The organism is Rouxiella aceris, from assembly GCF_012933545.1.
In the GTDB taxonomy this organism is placed as follows: domain Bacteria; phylum Pseudomonadota; class Gammaproteobacteria; order Enterobacterales; family Enterobacteriaceae; genus Rouxiella; species Rouxiella aceris.
Map to the genome: position 1 here is coordinate 329,706 of NZ_JAADJU010000006.1, position 24,812 is coordinate 354,517.

Genomic DNA, 24,812 nt, shown 5'->3' on the forward strand with positions numbered 1-24,812 from the left:
AGAAATTTTATCTTATCCCCACTTTTGTTCGTGAGCGACAAGGTTAGTGGCCTTTTATCGCGCTTAATCTTGCTCACGGGCCGACCTTTTTAGCCTTATTCCGGGACATTTATGAGCAAGAGCACCGCTGAGATCCGTCAAGCGTTTCTCGATTTCTTCCATAGTAAGGGACACACCGTTGTCGACAGCAGTTCGCTGATCCCTACTAATGATCCGACATTGATGTTTACCAATGCCGGTATGAACCAATTCAAAGACGTGTTTCTGGGCCTGGACAATCGCGATTATCATCGTGCGACCACGTCTCAGCGTTGCGTTCGCGCCGGCGGCAAACACAACGATTTAGAAAACGTTGGTTACACCGCGCGTCACCATACCTTCTTTGAAATGTTGGGTAACTTCAGTTTTGGCGATTACTTTAAACGTGACGCCATCAACTTTGCCTGGGAACTGCTGACCGGCGAAAACTGGTTTAACCTGCCAAAAGAAAAACTCTGGGTGACGGTATACGCCACCGATGATGAAGCTTACGGTATCTGGGAAAAAGAAATTGGTGTGCCGCCGGAACGTATCATCCGCATTGGTGATAACAAAGGTGCCCAGTACGCATCGGATAACTTCTGGCAAATGGGTGATACCGGTCCTTGTGGTCCTTGCTCGGAAATTTTCTACGATCATGGCGATCACATCTGGGGTGGCCCTCCTGGCAGCGCCGAAGAAGACGGTGACCGTTATATCGAGATCTGGAACCTGGTCTTTATGCAGTTCAACCGTCAGTCTGACGGTACTATGCTGCCTTTGCCTAAGCCTTCGGTTGATACCGGTATGGGGCTGGAACGTATTTCAGCGGTGCTGCAACACGTTAACTCCAACTATGATATCGATCTGTTCCAGACCCTGATTGCTGCCGTTGCAAAAGTGACTGCCGCTACCGATCTGAACAACAAATCGCTGCGCGTTATTGCTGACCATATTCGTTCTTGCGCCTTCCTGATTTCCGATGGCGTTATCCCTTCCAACGAAGGTCGCGGCTATGTGTTACGTCGTATTATTCGTCGCGCGGTGCGCCATGGCAATATGCTGGGTGCCAGGGAAACCTTCTTCTATAAACTGGTCGCGCCACTGATTGCAGTGATGGGCTCAGCAGCACATGAGCTTAAAAACCAGCAGTCAATGGTTGAGCAATTGCTGAAAACAGAAGAAGAGCAATTTGCCCGCACGCTGGAACGCGGTCTGGCACTGTTGGACGAAGAGCTGGCTACGCTGCAGGGCGATACTCTGCCTGGCGATATTGTTTTCCGCCTGTATGACACCTTTGGTTTCCCGGTCGACTTAACGGCGGACGTATGCCGTGAACGCAATCTGAAAGTTGATGAAGAAGGCTTTGAAAAAGCAATGGAAATTCAGCGCAATCGCGCGCGTGAATCCAGCGGTTTCAGTGCCGATTACAACAGCATGGTGCGTGTTGAAGGCGTAACCCAGTTCTCGGGCTATGAACACGTGCAGCGTCAGTCCAAGGTCGTGGCCCTGTTTGTTGAAGGTAAACCGGTTGAAGAGATCCAGGCCGGCGACAGCGCGATTGTGGTGCTCGACGATACGCCGTTCTACGCCGAATCTGGTGGTCAGGTTGGCGACAAGGGCGTGCTGAAAACGGCGGCCGGTGAGTTCGCGGTAAGCGATACCCAGAAGTACGGCAAGGCCTTTGGCCATCAGGGTGTCTTGAATGCAGGTAAACTGCGGATCAACGATAGCGTCGAAGCCGACGTTGACGTCGCCCGCCGTGACCGTATCCGCCTCAATCACTCTGCCACCCACCTGTTGCATGCCGCATTACGTCAGGTACTCGGCAAGCATGTGGCGCAGAAAGGCTCGCTGGTTAATGATCTTTACCTGCGTTTTGACTTCTCGCATTTTGAAGCGATGAAGCCAGAGGAGATCCGTCAGGTTGAGGATCTGGTTAACGCACAGATCCGTCGTAATCTGCCGATTGAAACCAATATCATGGCCCTTGATGATGCGAAAGATCAGGGCGCGATGGCGTTGTTTGGTGAGAAATATGACGACCACGTTCGCGTATTGTCGATGGGCGATTTCTCCACTGAACTGTGTGGCGGGACTCATGCCCGTCGTACTGGCGATATTGGCCTGTTCCGCATTCAAAGCGAGTCGGGTACTGCCGCCGGGGTTCGCCGTATTGAAGCGATCACCGGTGAAAATGCCATTAGCGCATTGCATCAGCAAAGTGATTTGCTGCAAGACGTTGCCCATCTGGTAAAAGGCGATATAAACAGCCTGGCGGATAAGGTGCGTACCTTGATTGAGCGCTCTCGCGGACTGGAAAAAGAACTTCAGCAAGCGAAAGACCAGCAGGCAGCGCAGGAAAGTGCTTCTTTGTCTGGTCAAACCAAAGAAGTCAAAGGCGTTAAATTGTTGGTAAGCCAACTGGACAACGTTGAGCCGAAAATGTTACGTACTATGGTTGATGATCTTAAAAACCAACTCGGTTCTGCCATTATCGTGTTGGCAACCGTGGTTGATGATAAGGTGAGCCTAATCGTTGGGGTAACAAAAGACCTGACCGATCGTGTTAAAGCAGGTGAACTCATTGCTACGATAGCCTCGCAGGTTGGGGGCAAAGGTGGTGGTCGTCCTGATATGGCTCAGGCGGGCGGTACTGATGCGCAGGCTCTACCGGCAGCGCTTGCTGGCGTAGAGGCATGGGTAGCTCTCAAATTGTAGTCATAAATATCATTAACAATCGAAACGCCATAATCTCTTGTCTGTTATGGCGTTTTTACTCTTTATGACCGGTTAGCTCTCACTAATAACGTCACGACTTTGCTGATTTCGGCTAAACTTAAAATCACTCACAACTAATGTATAAGGCTGACATACATTTAATGTGGAGGTCATGGCTTACGTTTTAACAGCATATGATAGATAATGGCTGTGAAACTGAGAGACCCGACTCTTTTACTTTTTCAAGGAGCAAAGAATGCTTATTCTGACTCGCCGAGTTGGTGAAACCCTCATGATTGGCGATGAGGTGACGGTTACCGTTTTAGGTGTTAAAGGTAATCAAGTGCGTATTGGTGTGAATGCGCCAAAAGAGGTCTCTGTGCATCGCGAAGAGATCTATCAGCGTATTCAGGCTGAAAAATCTCAACAGACGAGTTATTGAGTTATCTGGCGTCTCGTCAACGGCGAGGCGCTAATGATTTTTTAGGGCAAATTTTTGCCTTCTCCCCCCGTTTTACCGCTCTCCTGCGAAAATAGTTTCTCGGTTTACCTTTCTCCCTCCCGGAATTTTTACTGATTTAACATTGGTTTTTACCTGCCAACGCCATTATTTTGCCGCTAAACTGCGCAGGTTGGACGTGAATTGTGCAAACAAGCGATTCTTGGGAAAAAAGGGTTTGACTTATAAGTGCGGGAAAGTAATATGTGCGCCACGCAGTGCCGATGAGCTTAAACAAAGCAAGTCGCACAATTCGCAAGAAGCGTATGGTGAGGTGGCCGAGAGGCTGAAGGCGCTCCCCTGCTAAGGGAGTATGCGGTCAAAAGCTGCATCCGGGGTTCGAATCCCCGCCTCACCGCCATTTAATGCACCCATAGCTCAGCTGGATAGAGTACTCGGCTACGAACCGAGCGGTCGGAAGTTCGAATCTTCCTGGGTGCACCATTCTTTCTGTTACGTATATTGATTTGCAATCAAGTGAGCGAACAGGCCTGCAAGGGTAGAATGGCGAAGTGGTGGTAGTAACTCTGCTGTAAAGAACTGCATTAAAGAATTGTTATGCACCCATAGCTCAGCTGGATAGAGTACTCGGCTACGAACCGAGCGGTCGGAAGTTCGAATCTTCCTGGGTGCACCATTCTTAATCCTTCGCTTTATCGTCAGTAAAAAAACCAATGCACCCATAGCTCAGCTGGATAGAGTACTCGGCTACGAACCGAGCGGTCGGAAGTTCGAATCTTCCTGGGTGCACCATCTTTCTCCGATTTGCAAACCACACACTCTGTTGCTGGCAAGTTGGCCAAAATAAAGCATCACCATCATCGCGTTATGACCGACGCCGCCCTCAGGGCCAGATTATTTTATCGATGCCTGCAGATTGAAACAAAAAAACCGTTTCGGCGGTTTGAGTTTGATGACCAAGTCGTCTTGATGATCGAGATACCCGGGCATAGCACACCTAGGGGCGCTCCGGCGGGCAAGCCCGCTACGACCCCAACGGTGCACTCTCCCTAATAACGGACTTTGTCAGCAGTCTGAAACCGCTTCGGCGGTTTTTTTGTTTTCAGCTTTTGGTCATATCCCCCCGTTATTGCCGTTGCTCAATGGTTGACCATTGTTCCTGTGTGCTCTCCAATCTGACAAAAAGCGACAATGAGAACGCTTTACGTTAAAGTGGATTTCCCATATTTGTTGATCGCAGGCGGTGGTTATGGAGTACAAGGCGTACGAAGGCTTCGAAGGATTGATATTTGATATGGATGGCACCATATTGGACACAGAGCCGACACATCGTAAAGCCTGGCATCAGGTATTATCCAAATATAATCTACAGTTTGATGTTGCCGCCATGGTGGCACTTAACGGTTCACCTACCTGGCGCATTGCCAAATTTATTATTGATAGTAACCAGGTCGAAATGGATCCTCACCTTCTGGCGGCGGAAAAGACCCAGGCTGTGCAGGCGATGTTACTTGATACGGTAAAGCCATTGCCGCTTATTGACGTCGTCAAGGCGTTTCACGGCCGTCGCCCTATGGCGGTGGGTACGGGCAGCGAACACAGCATGGCGGACGCTCTGCTGCGTCATTTAGGGCTGCGGGACTGCTTTGACGTCATTGTCGGTGCCAACGATGTCGAGAATCACAAGCCGGCACCTGACACCTTTTTACGCTGCGCTGAACTGCTTGGCGTACCTCCCGAGAAGTGCGTGGTATTTGAAGACGCCGATTTCGGTATTGAGGCAGCACAGCGGGCTAATATGGCCTTTGTGGATGTACGTACGCTGTGAGTTCAGTGGTTGCCTTGGCTTCATTATTTGGCAGCAGTTTTCTTAGCGCCACCTTGTTGCCGGGAAATTCGGAAGTTGTATTGGTTGCTTTGTTATCTGCGGGTAGCGCGACGCCTGCGGCATTGGTTATTACTGCAGCATTGGGCAATACTCTGGGCGGCATGACAAATGTTATTCTCGGACGCTTTCTACCTGAGTTAAAGCCGCAGCGCGGGCTGAATATGGCCCTGGGCTGGTTAAAACGCTTTGGACCCGCTGCGCTGTTGCTCAGTTGGTTGCCGGTAGTGGGTGATTTGTTATGCGTTTTGGCAGGTTGGCTACGCATGCCCTGGACCCTGGTTGTGTTATTCCTGTGCGTCGGGAAAACGCTGCGTTATATAGCGCTGGCCATTATCACAGTAAAGGTGGGTTCATGGTGGGGTTAGATTGTTATCGGTTATCTATGATGGTCACATCTATGCAGATTCAGAATACTTATAAGTTAACTATTTTTAATAGCGGGAGGTCAATTTGATCCCGGATGTATCACAGGCGCTTTCCTGGTTGGAAGCCCATCCCCAGTCATTGAAGGGCATTCGTCGCGGTATTGAGCGCGAGACGCTGCGCGTTAAGCCTAATGGTGCACTGGCAACGACGGCTCACCCGGAACCTTTAGGCGCAGCATTGACGCATCATTGGATCACTACCGATTTTGCCGAGTCGCTTTTAGAATTTATTACCCCGGTTGATGACAATATCGATCATTTACTGACTTTTTTGCGCGATATTCATCGTCACGTCGCCAAATCGTTGGGTGATGAGAGAATGTGGCCATTAAGCATGCCATGTCGCATTGATGCCGAAGATGATATCGAGCTGGCGCAGTATGGCAGCTCCAACATTGGCAAATTAAAAACCCTGTATCGCCAGGGGCTGAAGAATCGCTACGGCGCATTAATGCAGGTGATTTCCGGCATTCACTATAATTTCTCTCTGCCCCTCGAGTTTTGGCAGGCGCGTCTGGGCATCACCGATGCACAGAGCGGCAAAGAAGAGATTTCAGCCGGTTATTTTAAGCTGATCCGCAACTATTACCGCTTTGGCTGGGTCATCCCCTACCTGTTTGGCGCGTCGCCGGCGATCTGCTCTTCCTTCCTCAAAGGGCGCGAAACCGACTTGCCGTTTGAATATAGCGAGAACGGCTTGTGCTATCTGCCTTATGCCACCTCATTGCGTCTGAGCGATTTGGGTTATACCAATAAATCGCAGAGTAATTTGGGTATCACCTTTAACGATCTGGAAAGCTACGTTGCCGGCGTTAAACGGGCCATTCGTACCCCATCGCCGGAATATGCCGCCATGGGCGTTAAAAAAGATGGCAAGTACCAGCAGCTAAACAGCAATGTGTTACAGATTGAAAACGAACTTTATGCGCCGATCCGTCCCAAGCGCGTGACCAAAGCGGGGGAAACCCCTTCAGATGCCTTGCTGCGTAGTGGTATCGAATATATTGAAGTTCGTTCTCTCGACGTCAATCCCTTTACACCGATTGGCGTGGATGCAAATCAGGCACGTTTCCTCGATCTGTTTTTGATATGGTGTGCATTGGCCGATGCGCCGGAAATGAATAGCGACGAGATCCTCTGTACCCGTAAAAACTGGAACCGAGTGATCCTTGAAGGGCGCAAACCTGACCAAACTATCGGTATGGGCTGCCATGACGCCAGAAAACCACTCAAGGAAGTGGGCAAGGCGCTGTTTGCCGATCTGCGTCGCGTGGCTGAAGTACTGGATAGCCAGAACGGCAATCAGCAGTATCAGCAAGTGTGCAGCGAACTGGTAGCGGCTTTTGACGATCCTGAGCTGACCTATTCCGCACGTATTCTCAAGGCGATGAAAGCCGAAGGTTCAGGCAATCTTGGTCTGGCATTGGCAGAAAAGTATCGCCAGATGTTGTCAGAAGAGCCGCTGGAAGTGTTGACCGAACAGCAGCTGGCAACGGAGTATCATGAATCCTGGCAGCGTCAGCGCAGCCTGGAAGCAAATGATAAGCTAAGCTTTGAAGAGTACCTGGCGCAGCTTGCTGCAAAGTGAAGCAGCGCTATGCTTTGAGTGAGGGGAGTTGCAATAAGGCAGCAAGGGTTGCTAACGCTGCTGTAGCTTCCATCGTGGCAGGGAGTGCCAGAAAAGAAAATGGCCACAATTAATGTGGCCAAAACAAACATCTCTGTTTACAGGGATGATGATAACAAATGCGCGTCTTTCATATATTCAGACTCGCATTATGGGAAAAGGTTTCCTGAGTTTGATAAAAAAATAATTTTTTTTTAGGAGAGGTGACGATATGCCACTGTTGGATAGCTTTACCGTAGATCATACCCGTATGGCAGCGCCTGCTGTTCGCGTTGCCAAGACCATGAAAACCCCGCATGGGGACGCCATCACCGTATTCGATCTGCGCTTCTGCCGCCCGAATATCGAAGTGATGCCTGAACGCGGTATTCACACGCTGGAGCATCTGTTCGCCGGTTTTATGCGTAACCACCTGAATGGTAATGGTGTCGAAATCATCGATATCTCTCCAATGGGGTGCCGCACAGGGTTCTATATGAGCCTGATCGGTGTACCGGAAGAGCAACGTGTTGCTGATGCGTGGAAAGCCGCCATGGAAGACGTGCTGAAAGTGACTGACCAACGCAAAATTCCTGAACTGAATGAATATCAATGCGGCACTTACGAGATGCACTCATTGCCAGAAGCGCAGGAAATTGCTCAGCACATTGTTGACCATAATATCGTGGTCAATCACAACGAAGAGTTGGCGCTGCCAGAAGAAAAACTGACCGAACTGCATATCTAGTCTGCTGCTGGATGGCATAAAAAAAGACGCGATTTTCGCGTCTCAGACGGCTGACAAAGCCCGTTATTAGGGAGAGTGCACCGTTGGGGTCGTAGCGGGCTTGCCCGCCGGAGCGCCCTTAGGTGTGCTATGCCCGGGTATCTCGATCATCAAGACGACTTTGTCATCAAACTCAAGACGCGATTTTCGCGTCTTTTTTATGGGCTGCATTTCAGCGGCAACCGCCAGCAGTGAACGAGTTAGTCGGTGTTGGGGCGTAGTGACTTCAGCGGGCGGACTTTGACCTGCTTGATCATATTGTCCTGTACATCGAGAATTTCCACTTCATAGTTTTCAATTCTCAGATGGGTACCGATCTTGGGAATATCTTCCAGGATTTCCAGCAGCATACCGTTGATGGTGCGGGGCCCTTCAATGGGTAAATTCCAGTTAAAAGCCTTGTTCAACTCACGCACGTTGGCGCTGCCTTCAATCAATACGGTGCCATCGCTCTGCGGTGTGACCTCTTCGGCCAACGTAGGCGACATTGAGGTGGTAAAGTCCCCGACGATCTCTTCGAGAATATCTTCTACCGTCACCAGCCCCTGGATATCGCCATACTCGTCGACCACGATGCCCACTTTCTTTTTATTGCGCTGAAATTTGATCAACTGAATATTCAGCGGTGTGCCTTCGGGAACAAAGTAAATCTCGTCAGAGGCGCGTAGCAGGTTCTCTTTGGTGAATTCTCTTTTCTCGGTCATCAGACGATAGGCTTCACGCAGTCGCAGCATACCGATAGCGTCATCGAGGGTGTCACGGTAGAGCACAATGCGCCCATGAGGCGAATGCGTCAGCTGGCGAATGATAGATTTCCAATCGTCGTTGATATCGATACCGACGATCTCATTACGCGGCACCATGATATCGTCAACGGTGACCTTTTCCAGATCCAGCACCGACAGCAGCATGTCCTGATTGCGGCGAGAAATCTGCGAGCGTGATTCATTCACAATGGTGCGCAGCTCCTCTTTGCTCATGGCATCGCTGATACTGACATTGGTTTTAATGCCAATCATGCGCATCAGGATGCGTGACAGGCTATTAAGGATCCACACCAGCGGCAGCATGATTTTTTGCAATGGACGCAATAGCAGACTGCTGGGAAAGGCGATACGTTCTGGATAGAGGGCGGCGTAAGTCTTGGGCAACACTTCGGCAAACAGCAAAACCACAAAGGTCAGGATACCGGTAGCAATGGCCACGCCAGCGTCGCCGTAGAGACGAATACCGACAATGGTCGCCAACGCCGAAGCGAGGATATTGACCAGGTTGTTGCCAATCAGCACCAGGCTGATTAACTGGTCGGGATGTTTAAGTAGTTTTTCAACACGTCGTGCGGCGCGATTTCCCTGCTTGGCCATATGACGTAACCGATAACGATTAAGCGTCATCATTCCCGTTTCCGACGCTGAAAAATAGCCGGAAACTACCACCATGATAACCAGGATGATAATAAGGGTAGTGGTAGAGACGTGCTCCAACGGGTAATTCCTTATTGATTAGTGAACCATGACTTGCTGAATAAAGCGACTGCCAAAATAGGCCAGTGTCAGCAAGATTGTTCCCGCAATGCTAAACCACACCACGCGGCGACCACGCCAACCTTCGTGATAGTGTCCCCAAAGCAGAACGATATAAACCACCCACGCCAGAATAGACAGCAGCGCTTTGTCGATGTTCTCCGGGCTGAACATGTTTTCCATGTAGAACAGGCCGGTACAGAGGGTCAGGGTTAACAAAATGACCCCACCCTGGGTGATATGGAACAGCTTACGTTCAATACTCATTAACGGTGGCATATCGGCAGAGAATGTCAGTTTTTTGTTTTTTAACTGATAATCGAGCCATGCCAGTTGCAACGCATACAAAGTGGCAATAATCAGCGTGGCGTAGGAAAAGAGTGCCAACCCGATATGCACCAGCAACCCTTTGCTGGCTTCAAGGTGGGTAATAAATTCGCCGGGCAAAAACGCCACCAGTGCCAGGTTAATCAGGGCAAAACAGTAAACGACAGGCAAAATAAACCAGCCGCGGCTGCGCGAGGCGACCAGGGTCATTACCGTACAAATGATCAGACTGACAATTGAGCCAATGTTCACCAGGCTCAGGTTTTGGCCGGTGCTGACATCAAAAATGCGCTGCTCAAGGGTAATGGCATGGCAGATAAGGGCAACAACAGCCGAGAGCAATGCGATGCGCCGATAGGCCCCATTCTTGCGGATCAAACTGGGAATGATCAGAGAAAGGCTTAACAGATAGGCGATCATGGCGACAAGAGCGAGAGCTGGCATATTGTGTCATTTGCGTCGAAAAATGAATGAGAGAGGCAGTATAACGTTACCGGCCTCGTGCTCCAACTACTCTAGGGTTTTTCGCTGTATATCCCCGCGGTTTATCCCATCTCAGGTGCAACAGGGGGGCCATTTTACCGCCGTGTAGCTACTACTGTAAGCCCGGATAGCGATATCGGGCAGAGATTGTGCATACTTTCGTGTTATAATCCCGCAATTGTGTCGCCAAGGCGGCCTGTCATTACGTTGAGCCAGAGACGATGTTTGATAATTTAACCGATCGATTGTCGCGCACACTGCGCAATATCAGCGGCCGTGGGCGGCTGACCGAAGAAAATATTAAAGAAACGCTGCGTGAAGTGCGCATGGCATTGCTGGAGGCCGACGTGGCCTTGCCGGTGGTGCGCGACTTTATCAGCCGGGTGAAAGAGGCGGCGGTTGGCCAGGAGGTCAACAAGAGTCTGACCCCGGGGCAAGAGTTTGTCAAAATCGTGCAAAAAGAGCTGGTCACAGCGATGGGCGAGGCGAACTCTGAGCTGAACCTTGCCGCGCAGCCACCAGCCGTGGTGCTTATGGCCGGTTTGCAAGGGGCGGGTAAAACCACCAGCGTTGCCAAACTTGCCAAGTTCCTGAAAGAAAAACGCAAGAAAAAAGTATTGGTTGTGTCTGCCGACGTTTATCGTCCGGCGGCGATCAGGCAGCTTGAAACACTGGCCGAACAGGTCGGAGTGGATTTCTTTGCTTCCGATACCAGCCAGAAACCGATCGATATCGTTAATGCGGCATTACAGCATGCCAAGCTGAAATTCTTTGATGTGCTGCTGGTGGATACCGCCGGTCGTTTGCACGTTGATGAAGCGATGATGGACGAAATCAAACAGGTTCACGCGGCCATCAAGCCGGTTGAAACGCTGTTTGTGGTCGATGCCATGACCGGTCAGGATGCGGCGAATACCGCCAAGGCCTTTAACGAAGCGCTGCCATTGACCGGGGTGATCCTCACCAAGGTGGATGGTGATGCCCGCGGTGGTGCGGCGCTGTCAATTCGCCATATTACCGGCAAGCCAATCAAATTCCTGGGTATGGGTGAAAAAACCGATGCCCTTGAGCCTTTCCATCCCGATCGCGTCGCATCGCGTATTCTGGGAATGGGCGATGTGCTGTCGCTGATCGAAGATATCGAAAGCAAAGTCGATCGCGCTCAGGCCGAGAAATTGGCCAACAAGATGAAAAAGGGCGGCGGCTTTGACCTCACCGATTTCCTCGATCAGCTCAAGCAAATGCGCAACATGGGTGGCATGGCCAGCATGATGAGCAAACTGCCTGGCGTGGGTCAGTTGCCTGACAACGTCAAGTCACAGATGGATGACAAGGTGCTGGTGCGTATGGAAGCGATCATCAACTCCATGACGCTCAAAGAGCGCGCCAAGCCAGAAATTATCAAGGGTTCCCGCAAGCGCCGTATTGCGCTGGGGGCCGGCATGCAAGTGCAAGACGTCAATAAGCTGCTTAAACAGTTTGATGATATGCAGCGTATGATGAAGAAAATGAAGAACGGCGGTATGGCTAAAATGATGCGTGGCATGAAAGGTATGATGCCACCGGGTTTTCCAGGCCGTTAATCGTCGTTCAACATGATAATAAGTACCGTAAATTTATCGGCACAAAAAGTAGTTTGAGCTAATAGACGCTTTCGATTGCTTTTTGCGCCAAAATGAGTAAAATTTTCGGGCTTTTTATATTGCAACCAGACCCCGTTCCCCGATGGGGTCTGGTTGTTTTATTAACTAAAGAGGATGTTATGGTAACAATTCGTTTGGCACGTGGCGGCGCTAAAAAGCGTCCGTTTTATCAAGTAGTAGTGACCGACAGCCGCAACGCTCGTGATGGTCGCTTTATCGAACGCGTAGGTTTCTTCAACCCATTGGCTTCTGGCCAGGCTGAAGCACTGCGTCTGGACCTGGATCGTATTGCCCACTGGCAAGAACTGGGTGCAACCGTTTCTGATCGCGTATCTTCGCTGATCAAAGACGCTAAGAAAGCAGCTTAATCTGTCGCGGTGGTGGCAATGAGCAAGCAACTCAATCCAGTGACGCCCGAAGAACCTATTGTTCTTGGTAAAATGGGCTCAACATACGGTATTCGCGGTTGGCTCAGAGTGTTTTCATCCACCGAAGACGCCGAAAGCATTTTCGAATACCAGCCTTGGTTCATCCAACAGGCCGGTAAGTGGCAAGCTGTAGAGCTGGAAGGCTGGAAGCGCCACAATCAGGACCTGATCATCAAAGTCAAAGGCGTTGACGATCGGGAGGCGGCCAATCTGCTCACTAATCGCGAGATTGTGGTGGATTCACGCCAACTGCCAGACCTGAGCGAGGGTGATTACTACTGGAAAGACCTTTTTGGTTGCCAGGTAGTAACAACCACCGGTTATGAACTGGGTAAAGTCATTGATATGATGGAAACCGGTTCTAACGATGTGATGGTAGTGAAAGCAGGCCTGAAAGATGCATTCGGAATCAAGGAACGGTTGATTCCGTTCCTCGATGGGCAGGTTATCAAGAAAGTCGATCTCACTGCTCAATTAATTGAAGTAGATTGGGATCCTGGTTTTTGACCTCCGTAATGTCTACTTGTGTAGACACCCGAAGGCTGAGTGGAACGCTGTTATGAGGATTAGGCTATGTGGATCGGTATAGTTAGCCTTTTTCCTGAGATGTTCCGCGCAATCACCGATTACGGGGTAACTGGCCGGGCAGTAAAGAATGGCCTGCTGAGCGTAGAATGCTGGAGTCCTCGTGACTTCGCCTACGATCGGCATCGTACCGTGGACGAACGCCCTTACGGCGGCGGCCCGGGAATGCTGATGATGGTGCAACCTTTACGGGATGCTATTCATACAGCTAAAGCAGCGGCAGGCGAAGGCGTGAAAGTGATTTATCTTTCACCTCAAGGGCGCAAACTTGACCAACAAGGCGTTTGCGAACTGGCGACTTACCAGAAAATTGTTCTGGTTTGCGGTCGCTATGAAGGGATCGACGAGCGCTTAATCAAAACCGAAATTGACGAAGAATGGTCAATTGGCGATTACGTGCTTAGCGGTGGTGAGTTACCAGCTATGACATTGATTGATTCAGTCTCCCGCTTTATACCGGGCGTTCTGGGTCATCATGCTTCGGCAGAAGAAGATTCTTTCGCCGATGGATTACTGGATTGTCCCCATTATACCCGCCCTGAAGTGTTGGAAGGCATGGAGGTCCCGTCAGTGTTATTGTCGGGCAATCATGCAGAAATACGTCGCTGGCGTTTGAAGCAGTCGCTGGGTCGTACCTGGCTTAGAAGACCTGAACTTCTGGAAAACCTAGCTCTGACTGACGAGCAACAGGTGTTGCTGAAAGAGTTCCAACGGGAACATCGAATCAGACAACAAGACTATGAAGGGAATGTTTGAGCATTATGCCAAGCGTTTCCGAACTATCAGTTTACCTAGGGTAAGAGATATATTATGAGCAATATCATTAAGCAAATCGAACAAGAGCAGATGAAACAAGACGTACCTTCATTCCGTCCGGGTGACTCGGTCGAAGTGAAAGTATGGGTCGTTGAAGGTAGCAAAAAACGTCTGCAGGCATTCGAGGGCGTGGTTATCGCTATCCGTAACCGCGGTCTGCACTCTGCATTCACTGTTCGTAAAATTTCTAACGGCGAAGGTGTTGAGCGTGTATTCCAGACTCACTCACCAGTAATTGACAGCATCGCTGTTAAACGTCGTGGTGCCGTTCGTAAAGCCAAACTGTACTACCTGCGTGAACGTACCGGTAAATCAGCTCGTATCACCGAGCGTCTTAACCGCGTTAACGCACGATAACATTCTCATGTTATATAACGGCCCGCTTGCGGGCCGTTTTTTTTTGCCTGGAGAAAAGCCCAGCGGGACGAAACTTGACCATGATACCCATGAGTGTAATGTAATGTGTACACCTCTCTTTGCGACTTATAGATTATCTGCCATCTAATTATCATTTATTTCTTATGTAATACGCTGTTTTTAGTGGTTTAATTTTTTAACCTCTTCTTTTTCGCCACTCTTTGTGGATTTGGTACTGTAAAGTTTACACTCTTCGATTGAAAAGTTTACAGCCTATGGTATGGTGGTCCCCAGATGCTGATACAGCAGCAGACCAATTCAAATTTATTGTGGATAGCCATCATGCAAAAAGACGCGTTGAACAATGTGCACATTAGTGCCGAACAAATACTGATCACTCCTGAAGAGCTGAAAAACAAATTCCCGTTAAGCGAAAACAATGAGCAGAGCATTGCGCAGTCGCGCCAGGCGATCGCTGATATCGTGCAGGGGCGTGACCCGCGTTTGCTGGTGGTTTGTGGTCCTTGCTCGATCCACGATCTCGACGCGGCACTGGATTATGCTCGTCGTTTAAAAACCCTTTCAGCAGAGCTCAGCGACAGTCTGTATATTGTGATGCGCGTCTACTTCGAAAAACCACGTACCACCGTGGGCTGGAAAGGGCTGATCAACGACCCGCATATGGATGGTACCTTTGACGTAGAAGCCGGTTTGCATATTGCCCGTAACCTGCTGCTGCAATTGGTCAGCATGGGGATGCCGCTGGCTACCGAAGCGCTGGATCCCAACAGTCCGCAATACCTCGGCGATCTGTTTAGCTGGTCGGCGATTGGTGCCCGTACTACCGAGTCGCAAACTCACCGTGAAATGGCCTCAGGTTTGTCGATGCCGGTAGGTTTCAAGAACGGTACCGACGGCAGCCTGGGCACAGCCATTAACGCCATGCGCGCGGCGGCGATGCCACACCGTTTTGTGGGGATTAATCAGGCTGGACAGGTTTGTCTGCTGCAGACGCAGGGCAATCCGGATGGTCACGTTATCCTGCGCGGTGGCAAGACACCAAATTACAGTGCAGAAGATGTTCAGGCCTGTGAAAAACAGATGCAGGATGCGGGACTCCGTCCTTCCTTGATGATAGATTGCAGCCATGGCAACTCAAATAAAGACTATCGCCGCCAGCCGCTGGTTGCCGAATCGGCTGTCAGCCAGATCAAAGCCGGTAACCGTTCAATCACCGGTCTGATGCTGGAGAGCAATATCGAGGAAGGCAGTCAATCTTCCGAGCAACCGCGCGCGGCAATGCGCTACGGTGTCTCGGTGACCGATGCCTGCATCGATTGGCAGACCACGGAAACCTTGCTGCGTAACATGCATCAGGAATTGGGCAGCGTACTGGCGGCACGAATTTCAGGAGAATAAAGCGTTTATGGTGGCTGAACTTAATACATTACGTGACCAGATTGATGAGGTCGACAAAGCGTTGTTGGATCTTTTAGCCAGGCGTTTGCATCTGGTTGCGGAAGTGGGCGAAGTGAAGAGCCGCTATGGCTTGCCAATTTATGTGCCTGAGCGTGAAGCTGCCATGTTGGCTTCACGCCGACATGAGGCGGAAAACCTCGGTGTACCCGCTGACTTGATTGAAGATGTCTTGCGGCGGGTAATGCGCGAATCCTATTCCAGCGAAAACGATAAAGGATTTAAAACCCTGCATCCGGCGTTGCGCCCGGTGGTAATTGTCGGTGGCAATGGCCAAATGGGCCGTCTGTTCACCCGCATGTTGCAGCTGTCCGGCTATCAGGTCAAGTCGCTGGAGACCGATGATTGGCCGCAGGCAGAAACCCTGCTGGCCGATGCCGGTATGGTGATTGTCAGCGTACCTATCCATCTGACTGAAGAAGTGATTGCGCGCCTGCCCACGTTGCCGCAGGACTGCATTCTGGTGGATCTCGCCTCGGTGAAAAACAAACCGTTACAGGCGATGCTGGCCGCCCACGAAGGCCCGGTATTGGGGTTGCACCCGATGTTTGGTCCTGATGTTGGCAGTCTGGCCAAGCAGGTAGTGGTGTACTGTGACGGACGGGAACCCGAAGCCTATCAGTGGTTGCTGGAGCAATTACAGGTTTGGGGGGCGCGTTTGCATAAAAGCAGCGCCGTCGAGCACGATCAGAATATGGCCTTTATTCAGGCACTGCGCCATTTTGCGACCTTTGCTTACGGTATGCATCTTTGCGAAGAAAACGTCGAGATTGAGCAGTTGCTGGCGCTATCTTCACCGATCTACCGGCTGGAGTTGGCGATGGTGGGGCGTCTGTTTGCCCAGGATCCGCAGCTTTATGCCGACATTATTATGTCGTCAGAGAATAATTTGGCGCTAATCAAACGTTACTATCAACGATTTGGCGATGCGCTGGCCCTGCTGGAAACAGGCAACAAGCAGGCATTTATCGACAAGTTTACCCAGGTTGAGCACTGGTTTGGCGATTATGCGCCACGCTTCCTCAAAGAGAGTGGGGCGCTGCTGCGTCAGGCGAACGATAATCGTCGTTAGTCCACCCAACAGTGAGAGCAATGAACAAGGCCAGACGTTAATCAAACGTCATGGCCTTTTTTATTATTTATTCCGGGTTAACGGCAACGACGTTTTCGCTGGGATAGCAGCCCAACACTTTCAGTGAACGGGTGATTGGGCTGAGGTTACGCAAGGCGTTTTGCATCTCGACTGAGCGCAGATTGGCCTGCACATCGACATAAAACATCTCTTCCCACGGATTACCGTTAATTGGGCGTGATTCCAGCTTGCTCATAATGATCCCCTGCTCACGGAACACCATCAGCGCATCAACCAGCGCACCGGCCTGCTGACCGGTAGCCATAATCAGCGTGGTTTTTGCCGGTACCTGCTCGGTGACTTCAATGGCTTTTCTGGCCAGCACAATAAAGCGGGTGATATTTTGTTTCTGATTGGCCAGATCGTGTTCCAGCACCTGCAGGTTATACAGCGCACCACCGGCTTCGCTGCCGAGGGCGGCAACTTTCGGCGATTTTGCCGCGGCGACTTTTTCCATGGCGGCGGCGGTGCTTTCACAATATTCAATTTTCCAGTGGGGAAAACGATTGATAAATTGGCTGCACTGCTGGAAAGGCTGCGGATGGCTGTATACCGTCTCAATTTGCGCCAGGTCGCTATCGGTGGCCACTAACACGCAGTGATTGATGGTATTGGTCAACTCGCCCACGATGGAGAGACTGGTGTGTTGCAACAGGTCATAGACGTCGTTAATCGAACCGGAGCTGGTGTTCTCGATAGGCAATACGGCGTAATCGGCCTGGCCGGTTTCCACCTGAGTAAAGATATCCTGAAACTTCAGGCAGCCACACTCAATAAATTGCTCAAAATGGCGGGCGGCATACTGACGGGCAGCCAGGTGCGAGTAAGAGCCTTTCGGGCCAAGAAACGCAATGCGCGCTGAACTGGATGCGGTGTTATTCAAATGCTGTTGCAGCAACGCCTGTTGGGTCAGCACCGAGTCTTCAATAATCAGCTGATAGATGCGGGTGATATAGCTACCGTCAAGATGGTGTTTTTTGCCTTCAATAATCAACCTGTTGAGAAGTTCGCGTTCACGATCGATATCACGGATCGGCCGATGGCTATGCATTTTGGTCTGGGCGACTTCCACCGCCAGGCCACGTCTTTCAGCCAGCAGGGCCAGTAGTTTTATATCCAGGGTACTAATGCGCTCACGCAGGTCCAGTAAAGGGTTGTCACTCATCGGGTATGCCTTTTAATTGTCGGTTCCGAAGGCGGTAAGCGCTTCAGATGGGCTGTCTAACAATATTGCAGATATAAAAAAAGCCTCCTGATTCAGGAGGCTTGGTTGTTCGTCTTCGCATTCTTTCTTATACGACGAAACGCCTCCCAGTCAGGGGAAGGTAAAAAAGAATGCGAAGAAAAACGGTTTCAGGTTCATATCAGTTTATCGCTTATAAAAACGTAGGCCTTTAAAGTAACCTCTGGCTTTTCCCTCTGTCAATCAAATTTGCCAGCCAGCAAAAAACAAACGCGCCCGAATGAGCGCGTTTGTCTGGGTTACTGCCGTTGATAACCATGTTGTTTGCGGGAACGAGGGATTACTCCTCCTCTTCTTCCTGCGGCTCGAGATTGATATCCTTGACGCCGCTTTCAGCTCTTCGCGCTTCGCCTTTATGCTGAACCTTGTTCAGTTGGCGCTCCAGTTTGGCAATCAGTTCGTTGATTGCTGCGTACATATCATCATGTGATGCGCTGGCAACCAGCGGACCATTGGCGGTACCGATTGTCGCATCGGCGACGAATCCCTGAGGTTCTTTAGAGAGAACAATATGTGGATTAATTAACTGAGTTTGCCATTTTTCCAGTTTTTTTAGACGGTCTTCGACGTGTTCCCGAATCGCGGTGGTGATGTCCATTTGTTTACTGGTAATGTTTACGATCATATTAACTTACCTCTCTGTCTTTCCGTCTAGGATAGATTCAGCATACCTCCCTTTGCGGCAAAATGCGTGAGGGAAATCACGATTTTTTGTCACTTTTTGTCAAGTCACCGGGAATTGTGACCTGGGGTGATTATGTGGCGAAATCCGCTTGAGTGTTTCACTCGAATACTGCATTATCAAAGAGATAAATTGTCTCGATTTCCGTTGTTTTCCGGCATACAGACAAAAAAAACGGCGGCCGCGGCCACCGTTTTTAACAGACAAAACCTGAAGTTATCAGGCCGGGTTTTGCGCAATGACCTTGGCAACCTTGTCCGCCTGACTGTTCATCTGCAGTTCTTTGTAAGCATTTTCCATCATCGGCAGCGCATCACGCGTTGCTTTCGTATCCGGATAATCCTTCATCATTTGCTCAACACGATTAACAACGGCGACGTAAGCCCCGCGTTTAGTGTAGTATTGCACCACTGACAGTTCATATTTAGACAAACGATCTTTCAGGAAGACCAGACGCTTGTTGGCATCGGTCGCATACTGACTGTTTGGATAAGAATGAATCAGTTGGCTAAAATCGCGAAACGCAGCGCGTGCATGCTGTGGATCACGGTCTGAGCGATCGATACCAAAGAATCCTTGTAGTGCACTATCATCCAACGCCATATCGGTCAGACCACGCATATACATCACGTAGTCGATGTTCGGATGAGTTGGATTCAAACGCATGAAGCGATCGATAGATGCTTGGGCAAGTGGCAAATCTGCAGACTTGTAGTAAGCATAAATCAGATCCAACTGCACTTGCTGTGAGTACGGCCCAAATGGATAGCGGTTATCCAACGCTTCTAATTGCGCAATCGCACCTTTAAAGTTACCGTCCTGCAGTTTTTGCTGAGCGGTAGCGTAAAGTACGGATGGCGGGTTATCGGGGACCGTTTCTTTGGAACTGGAGCAACCTACCAGCGCCAGACTCAACGTGGCTGCTGCCACCAGATATTTCACACGCGTCATGACGTTTTGATTATCCTCAGGTGTTATTCTGGGAGACTGTCCGTTAAGCTCCCGACAAAGACCAGCTACAATAGCACATTATTTTAAACGGCATCGCCGTGAAAACCCAAGGTTACCCAAGAGCAGCATATGGCACAACAAGTACAACTCACGGCGACCGTTGCCGAAACACAACTCGGACAACGATTAGATCAGGCTTTGGCCGAAATGTTCCCTGATTATTCAAGATCCCGTATAAAAGAATGGATCCTGGATGAGCGGGTCACAGTTAATGGCAAAAAAGTCTCCAAGCCAAAAGAAAAAGTATTGGGTGGCGAAGCTATCGAAATCATCGCACAAATCGAAGAGGACGCCCGTTGGCTGCCTCAAGATATTGCGCTGAATATTGTTTATGAAGATAGCGACATTTTAGTCATCAATAAACCCCGCGATCTCGTGGTGCATCCCGGTGCCGGTAACCCAGATGGTACCGTGCTTAATGCCTTACTGCACTACTATCCTGAGATAATTGATGTTCCGCGTTGCGGGATTGTTCACCGTTTGGACAAAGACACCACCGGCCTGATGGTCGTGGCGAAAACTGTCCCTGCGCAGACGCATTTGGTTGAAACTCTGCAGGCGCGTGAAATCACCCGTGAATACGAGGCGGTCGCCATTGGCAATATGACGGCGGGCGGCACGGTAAATGAACCTATTTCGCGCCATAGTACCAAGCGTACTCATATGGCGGTTCACCCAATGGGGAAACCAGCCACCACCCATTACCGCATCATGGAACACTTCCGCGCCCATACCCGTTTGCGTTTGCGTCTGGAAACCGGTCGTACTCACCAGATCCGTGTCCATATGGCGCACATCAACCATCCATTGGTTGGCGATCAGCTCTACGGTGGCCGTCCGCGTCCACCTAAAGGCGCGTCGGAAGAGTTTATCAATCAGCTACGCACCTTTGACCGCCAGGCGCTGCATGCCACCATGCTGCGTTTGTTCCATCCGGTCACCGGTATCCAAATGGAATGGCACGCACCATTGCCGCAGGATATGGTCGATTTGATCAATGCGCTGAAAGCCGATACCGAAGAGTTCAAGGACCAGATGCATTGGTGATGTCTGCCTTACTTTTCCCCCAGTGGCCACAGCCTGACTCTGTCGGCTGCTGTGCCACTACCCGTCAGGGCGGTATCAGTTTACCGCCCTACGGCTCGTTGAACCTGGGTTCACACGTTTCTGACGCTCCTGAACATGTCGCCACTAACCGGCAACGCCTGATTGAATTGGCGTCGCTGCCTGCTGCCCCCCATTGGCTGGATCAGGTGCACGGCACCGACGTGGTGCGCCTCTCCCCACAAACGCCATCAGATCCGCCATTACGCGCCGATGCTGCCTATGCCGATTGCCGTGGAGTGGTTTGTGCGGCAATGAGCGCCGATTGTCTGCCGGTGTTGTTTTGCAGTACTGCCGGGGATGAAGTGGCCGCTGCTCACGCTGGTTGGCGTGGGCTGAATGCCGGTGTGCTGGAAAGTACGCTATCAGAGTTTCGGGCTGATCCGGCGGAGATTATGGCATGGCTTGGCCCGGCCATTGGCCCGCAGCAGTTTGAGGTCGGCGGTGAAGTTCGCGAGGCCTTTATCGTTTCCCAGCCGCAGGCCGTGGCAGCGTTCACCCCTTATGGCAATAAATTCCTCGCCAATATTTATTTGCTGGCGCGTTTGCGGCTCGAAGCCGCAGGCATCATGCAAATCTATGGCGGCGAGTATTGCACTGTCAGCGATCCCTCACATTTTTTCTCCTATCGACGCGATGGTGTCACCGGACGACTGGCAACTTTGATTTGGCTGAGATAACCTACCAAATCAAGACGATCCAGCAACGCATCACGTTGTACCTTTAATATACTGACAAGATAACCTTGAAAACGTGAGGGTTGACCTCATCTAATCTCCAGTAGCAATTTTGTTCAGTCATTGGAGGAGTTATGCGTCTGGATCGTCTTACCAGTAAATTCCAGCTTGCCCTCGCCGACGCCCAGTCTCTTGCGCTCGGGCGCGACAACCAGTTTATCGAACCTGTTCACCTGATGAGCGCCTTGCTCAAGCAGGAAGGGGGAACCGTGAGTCCGTTATTGACCGCTGCCGGGATTGATACCCAGCGGGTGCGCACGGACGTCGAACAGGCATTGGCGCGTTTGCCGCAAGTTGAAGGAACCGGTGGTGATGTTCAACCATCAAGCGAACTGGTTCGAGTTTTAAATCTGTGTGACAAAATATCCCAGCAGCGGGCTGATAAATTTATCTCGTCAGAACTCTTTATTCTGGCGGTATTAAAAGATCGCGGCACCCTGACCGACTTGTTGAAAGCCAGCGGGGCCACGGTTGATAAAATCAGCGCGGCTATCGATAAAATGCGAGGTGGTGACAAAGTGGATGATCAGGGAGCCGAAGACCAACGTCAGGCTTTAAAGAAATACACTATTGATCTGACTGAGCGTGCCGAACAGGGCAAGCTGGATCCGGTTATCGGTCGTGATGAAGAAATTCGTCGCACCATCCAGGTATTGCAACGTCGTACCAAAAACAACCCGGTATTAATCGGTGAACCTGGTGTCGGTAAAACCGCCATCGCCGAAGGCCTTGCTCAGCGCATTATTAATGGTGAAGTGCCCGAAGGGCTGAAAAACAAGCGTGTGCTGTCGCTGGATATGGGGTCGCTGGTGGCCGGGGCCAAATACCGTGGGGAATTTGAAGAACGGCTGAAAGGGGTGCTAAGCGATCTCGCCAAACAGGAAGGCAACGTCATTCTGTTTATTGATGAACTGCATACCATGGTGGGTGCGGGTAAAGCCGACGGCGCCATGGATGCCGGTAATATGCTTAAGCCGGCACTGGCTCGCGGTGAGCTGCACTGCGTGGGCGCTACCACGCTCAATGAGTATCGTCAGTTTATTGAAAAGGATGCGGCACTGGAACGTCGTTTCCAGAAAGTCTTTGTTGCCGAACCTTCTGTCGAAGACACCATCGCCATCCTGCGTGGCCTGAAAGAACGTTATGAACTGCATCACCATGTGCAGATCACCGACCCGGCGATTGTGGCGGCCGCGACGCTGTCTCATCGCTATATTTCCGATCGTCAGTTACCGGATAAGGCGATTGACCTGATAGATGAAGCGGCATCGAGCATTCGTATGCAAATGGACTCCAAACCTGAGCCATTGGATCGCCTCGACAGACGTATCATTCAGTTAAAGCTCGAACAGCAGGCATTAAAGAAAGAGTCTGATGACGCCAGTATCAAGCGTCTGGAAATGCTCAATACCGAACTTGAGCAAAAAGAGCGCGAATACTCCGGGCTTGATGAAGAGTGGAAAGCAGAAAAAGCCTCGCTGACCGGCACGCAGAATATCAAGGCGGAACTGGAGCAGGCGAAAATCACCCTTGAGCAGGCACGTCGCGTGGGCGATTTGGCGCGGATGTCCGAATTGCAGTATGGCAAGATCCCCGAACTGGAAAAACAGCTTGCCGCAGCCACTCAGGCTGAAGGCAAAACCATGAAGCTATTGCGCAATCGGGTAACCGATGTGGAAATTGCCGATGTGCTGGCGCGTTGGACCGGGATACCTGTGGCGCGCATGTTGGAAAGCGAACGTGAAAAGCTGCTGCGTATGGAAGATGAGCTGCATCGTCGCGTGATTGGTCAGAACGAAGCGGTAGAAGCGGTCTCTAATGCGATCCGTCGTAGCCGTGCCGGTTTGTCCGATCCAAATCGACCTATTGGCTCCTTCCTGTTCCTTGGGCCGACCGGGGTCGGGAAAACCGAACTGTGCAAGGCCTTGGCGACTTTCCTGTTTAACAGTGATGAAGCTATGGTGCGTATCGATATGTCGGAATTTATGGAGAAACACTCCGTATCCCGGCTGGTGGGCGCACCTCCAGGCTATGTTGGTTATGAAGAAGGCGGTTATTTAACGGAAGCCGTACGTCGCCGTCCTTATTCTGTCATTTTGCTTGATGAAGTAGAAAAGGCACATCCCGATGTGTTTAACATCCTTCTGCAGGTGCTGGATGACGGACGCTTGACCGATGGCCAGGGCCGTACCGTGGATTTCCGTAATACTGTGGTGATCATGACCTCCAACCTGGGGTCAGATATTATCCAGCAGCATTTCGGTGAAGCCACCTATGCGCAGATGAAAGCCTCGGTGATGGAAGTGGTGACCCATAGTTTCCGTCCTGAGTTCATTAACCGTATAGATGAAGTTGTGGTCTTCCATCCATTGGGACATGCGCATATCAAGAATATTGCGCAAATCCAGCTGACCCGTTTGTACAAACGTTTGGAAGAACGGGGTTACAGCGCGCATCTGACCGATGCCGCCCTTGAGTTCCTGGGCAACAGCGGGTTTGACCCGGTGTATGGTGCACGGCCATTGAAACGCGCTATCCAGCAGGAAATTGAAAACCCACTGGCGCAGCAAATGCTCTCTGGCAAGTTGATCCCGGGTATACCTGTGACTATAGATGTAGAAAACGACCATATTGTTGCCAGACAATAATTGCCTGTCGCGGTTAAATAGCCGCAACCAGGTATAAAGAAAGGCGCTCTGAGGTGACTCAGAGCGCCTTTTGGTTTGTTTATTGACCTAAAAGGGGCTAATTGTTTTATTTGTGAGCACTTGATTATAAATTTCAAATAAACACTTGCGGCCTTCTGAGAACTCCCTATAATGCGCCTCCACTGACCGGGAGCAACGACTCCTCTAACGAGAACCAAGTCGCCAGGCAGTGAAGAGTTAGTCCGGTGAAAACACCGCGTCTCGCAAGAGAAAAAGACTTGACTCTTCAGTGGGAAAGCGTATTATCTGCCTCCCACGTTACCGGATAAATAGTCCCGTAACGAACGCTCTTTAACAATTTATCAGACAATCTGTGTGGGCACTCACAAGACGATATCAGCCACTTCGGTGGCAAAAAATATCAAGTCTTAGAGTGACCAAGCAGTAATTCATTATGAATGATGTGAAGTTAACTTTGAGCATCGCTTCGCTTGTCGAAGCAAATCGAACTTTTAATTGAAGAGTTTGATCATGGCTCAGATTGAACGCTGGCGGCAGGCCTAACACATGCAAGTCGAGCGGCAGCGGGAAGTAGCTTGCTACTTTGCCGGCGAGCGGCGGACGGGTGAGTAATGTCTGGGAAACTGCCTGATGGAGGGGGATAACTACTGGAAACGGTAGCTAATACCGCATGACCTCGCAAGAGCAAAGT

The 24,812-nt window shown here is 50.6% G+C and carries 22 protein-coding genes, 4 tRNA genes, 1 rRNA gene and 1 other annotated feature; of the genes, 21 read left to right on the plus strand and 6 right to left on the minus strand.

Going from position 1 to position 24,812, the window contains the following annotated elements:
* The first annotated feature begins 111 nt into the window (after positions 1-111).
* From alaS to luxS, 10 genes are all read left to right on the plus strand, one after another.
* Positions 112-2,739 (plus strand): alanine--tRNA ligase, encoded by a 2,628-nt coding sequence (gene alaS, locus GW590_RS13575; protein ID WP_169403579.1) that lies wholly within the window; start codon positions 112-114, stop codon positions 2,737-2,739.
* Positions 2,740-2,995: 256 nt separating this feature from the next.
* Positions 2,996-3,181: a carbon storage regulator CsrA gene (csrA, locus tag GW590_RS13580; RefSeq protein WP_013574027.1), complete on the plus strand. Its 186-nt coding sequence runs from the start codon at positions 2,996-2,998 to the stop codon at positions 3,179-3,181.
* Positions 3,182-3,506: 325 nt separating this feature from the next.
* Positions 3,507-3,599: transfer RNA gene (locus GW590_RS13585), tRNA-Ser, on the plus strand.
* Between the two features lie 6 nt (positions 3,600-3,605).
* A tRNA-Arg gene (locus GW590_RS13590) sits at positions 3,606-3,682 on the plus strand.
* 116 nt (positions 3,683-3,798) lie between these two features.
* Positions 3,799-3,875: transfer RNA gene (locus GW590_RS13595), tRNA-Arg, on the plus strand.
* Between the two features lie 39 nt (positions 3,876-3,914).
* A tRNA-Arg gene (locus GW590_RS13600) sits at positions 3,915-3,991 on the plus strand.
* A gap of 457 nt (positions 3,992-4,448) precedes the next feature.
* On the plus strand, positions 4,449-5,027 hold the full coding sequence (gene yqaB / locus GW590_RS13605; RefSeq protein ID WP_169403580.1) for a fructose-1-phosphate/6-phosphogluconate phosphatase: 579 nt from the start codon (positions 4,449-4,451) through the stop codon (positions 5,025-5,027).
* Positions 5,024-5,452, plus strand: a complete 429-nt coding sequence (locus GW590_RS13610) for a YqaA family protein (protein WP_169403581.1) — start codon at positions 5,024-5,026, stop codon at positions 5,450-5,452. Before yqaB ends, GW590_RS13610 begins: the two co-directional genes overlap by 4 nt.
* Before the next feature lie 85 nt (positions 5,453-5,537).
* A complete protein-coding gene (gene gshA, locus GW590_RS13615; RefSeq protein WP_169403582.1) occupies positions 5,538-7,100 on the plus strand; it encodes a glutamate--cysteine ligase in 1,563 nt (520 codons plus the stop codon).
* A 250-nt stretch (positions 7,101-7,350) separates the two neighbouring features.
* Positions 7,351-7,866: an S-ribosylhomocysteine lyase gene (gene luxS, locus GW590_RS13620; RefSeq protein ID WP_169403583.1), complete on the plus strand. Its 516-nt coding sequence runs from the start codon at positions 7,351-7,353 to the stop codon at positions 7,864-7,866.
* A gap of 239 nt (positions 7,867-8,105) precedes the next feature.
* Here luxS and GW590_RS13625 read toward each other — a convergent pair whose 3' ends face one another.
* Positions 8,106-9,389 (minus strand): HlyC/CorC family transporter, encoded by a 1,284-nt coding sequence (locus GW590_RS13625; RefSeq protein WP_169403584.1) that lies wholly within the window; start codon positions 9,387-9,389, stop codon positions 8,106-8,108.
* Positions 9,390-9,407: 18 nt separating this feature from the next.
* Positions 9,408-10,199 carry a cytochrome C assembly family protein gene (locus tag GW590_RS13630; RefSeq protein WP_169403585.1) on the minus strand — a complete coding sequence of 264 codons (792 nt, stop codon included), beginning with the start codon at positions 10,197-10,199 and terminating at the stop codon, positions 9,408-9,410.
* 260 nt (positions 10,200-10,459) lie between these two features.
* On the opposite strand from GW590_RS13630, the gene ffh reads away from it, so the two are divergent.
* The 7 genes from ffh (at position 10,460) to tyrA (ending at position 16,615) form a co-directional block, all read left to right on the plus strand.
* Positions 10,460-11,821: a signal recognition particle protein gene (gene ffh, locus GW590_RS13635; protein WP_169403586.1), complete on the plus strand. Its 1,362-nt coding sequence runs from the start codon at positions 10,460-10,462 to the stop codon at positions 11,819-11,821.
* A gap of 179 nt (positions 11,822-12,000) precedes the next feature.
* Positions 12,001-12,249 (plus strand): 30S ribosomal protein S16, encoded by a 249-nt coding sequence (rpsP, locus tag GW590_RS13640; RefSeq protein WP_169403587.1) that lies wholly within the window; start codon positions 12,001-12,003, stop codon positions 12,247-12,249.
* Between the two features lie 18 nt (positions 12,250-12,267).
* On the plus strand, positions 12,268-12,816 hold the full coding sequence (gene rimM / locus GW590_RS13645; protein ID WP_169403588.1) for a ribosome maturation factor RimM: 549 nt from the start codon (positions 12,268-12,270) through the stop codon (positions 12,814-12,816).
* 66 nt (positions 12,817-12,882) lie between these two features.
* Complete coding sequence (trmD, locus tag GW590_RS13650) at positions 12,883-13,650, plus strand: tRNA (guanosine(37)-N1)-methyltransferase TrmD (RefSeq protein WP_169403589.1); 768 nt, start codon at positions 12,883-12,885, stop codon at positions 13,648-13,650.
* 54 nt (positions 13,651-13,704) lie between these two features.
* On the plus strand, positions 13,705-14,067 hold the full coding sequence (gene rplS / locus GW590_RS13655; RefSeq protein ID WP_169403590.1) for a 50S ribosomal protein L19: 363 nt from the start codon (positions 13,705-13,707) through the stop codon (positions 14,065-14,067).
* Positions 14,068-14,409: 342 nt separating this feature from the next.
* Entirely contained in the window at positions 14,410-15,486 is a 1,077-nt protein-coding gene (locus GW590_RS13660; RefSeq protein ID WP_169403591.1) for a 3-deoxy-7-phosphoheptulonate synthase, read from the plus strand.
* A 7-nt stretch (positions 15,487-15,493) separates the two neighbouring features.
* Positions 15,494-16,615, plus strand: coding sequence for a bifunctional chorismate mutase/prephenate dehydrogenase (tyrA, locus tag GW590_RS13665; RefSeq protein ID WP_169403592.1), 1,122 nt, complete (start codon positions 15,494-15,496; stop codon positions 16,613-16,615).
* Positions 16,616-16,682: 67 nt separating this feature from the next.
* Here tyrA and pheA read toward each other — a convergent pair whose 3' ends face one another.
* From pheA to bamD, 4 genes are all read right to left on the minus strand, one after another.
* Positions 16,683-17,840: a bifunctional chorismate mutase/prephenate dehydratase gene (gene pheA / locus GW590_RS13670; RefSeq protein WP_169403593.1), complete on the minus strand. Its 1,158-nt coding sequence runs from the start codon at positions 17,838-17,840 to the stop codon at positions 16,683-16,685.
* 73 nt (positions 17,841-17,913) lie between these two features.
* Positions 17,914-18,039, minus strand: a sequence feature (Phe leader region).
* Positions 17,991-18,038, minus strand: a complete 48-nt coding sequence (pheL, locus tag GW590_RS24200) for a pheA operon leader peptide PheL (RefSeq protein WP_211186776.1) — start codon at positions 18,036-18,038, stop codon at positions 17,991-17,993. (Overlaps the previous feature by 48 nt.)
* A gap of 159 nt (positions 18,040-18,198) precedes the next feature.
* On the minus strand, positions 18,199-18,543 hold the full coding sequence (gene raiA / locus GW590_RS13675) for a ribosome-associated translation inhibitor RaiA (protein WP_169403594.1): 345 nt from the start codon (positions 18,541-18,543) through the stop codon (positions 18,199-18,201).
* Between the two features lie 276 nt (positions 18,544-18,819).
* Complete coding sequence (bamD, locus tag GW590_RS13680; RefSeq protein ID WP_169403595.1) at positions 18,820-19,551, minus strand: outer membrane protein assembly factor BamD; 732 nt, start codon at positions 19,549-19,551, stop codon at positions 18,820-18,822.
* A gap of 129 nt (positions 19,552-19,680) precedes the next feature.
* Between bamD and rluD the strand changes: the two genes are divergently transcribed.
* The 4 genes from rluD to GW590_RS13700 form a co-directional block, all read left to right on the plus strand.
* Positions 19,681-20,658: a 23S rRNA pseudouridine(1911/1915/1917) synthase RluD gene (rluD, locus tag GW590_RS13685; RefSeq protein WP_169403596.1), complete on the plus strand. Its 978-nt coding sequence runs from the start codon at positions 19,681-19,683 to the stop codon at positions 20,656-20,658.
* A complete protein-coding gene (yfiH, locus tag GW590_RS13690) occupies positions 20,658-21,395 on the plus strand; it encodes a purine nucleoside phosphorylase YfiH (RefSeq protein ID WP_169403597.1) in 738 nt (245 codons plus the stop codon). The genes rluD and yfiH overlap by 1 nt, the downstream gene beginning before the upstream one ends.
* Positions 21,396-21,526: 131 nt before the next feature.
* Complete coding sequence (gene clpB / locus GW590_RS13695) at positions 21,527-24,100, plus strand: ATP-dependent chaperone ClpB (protein WP_169403598.1); 2,574 nt, start codon at positions 21,527-21,529, stop codon at positions 24,098-24,100.
* A 513-nt stretch (positions 24,101-24,613) separates the two neighbouring features.
* Positions 24,614-24,812, plus strand: a 16S ribosomal RNA gene (locus GW590_RS13700); the annotation flags it as partial.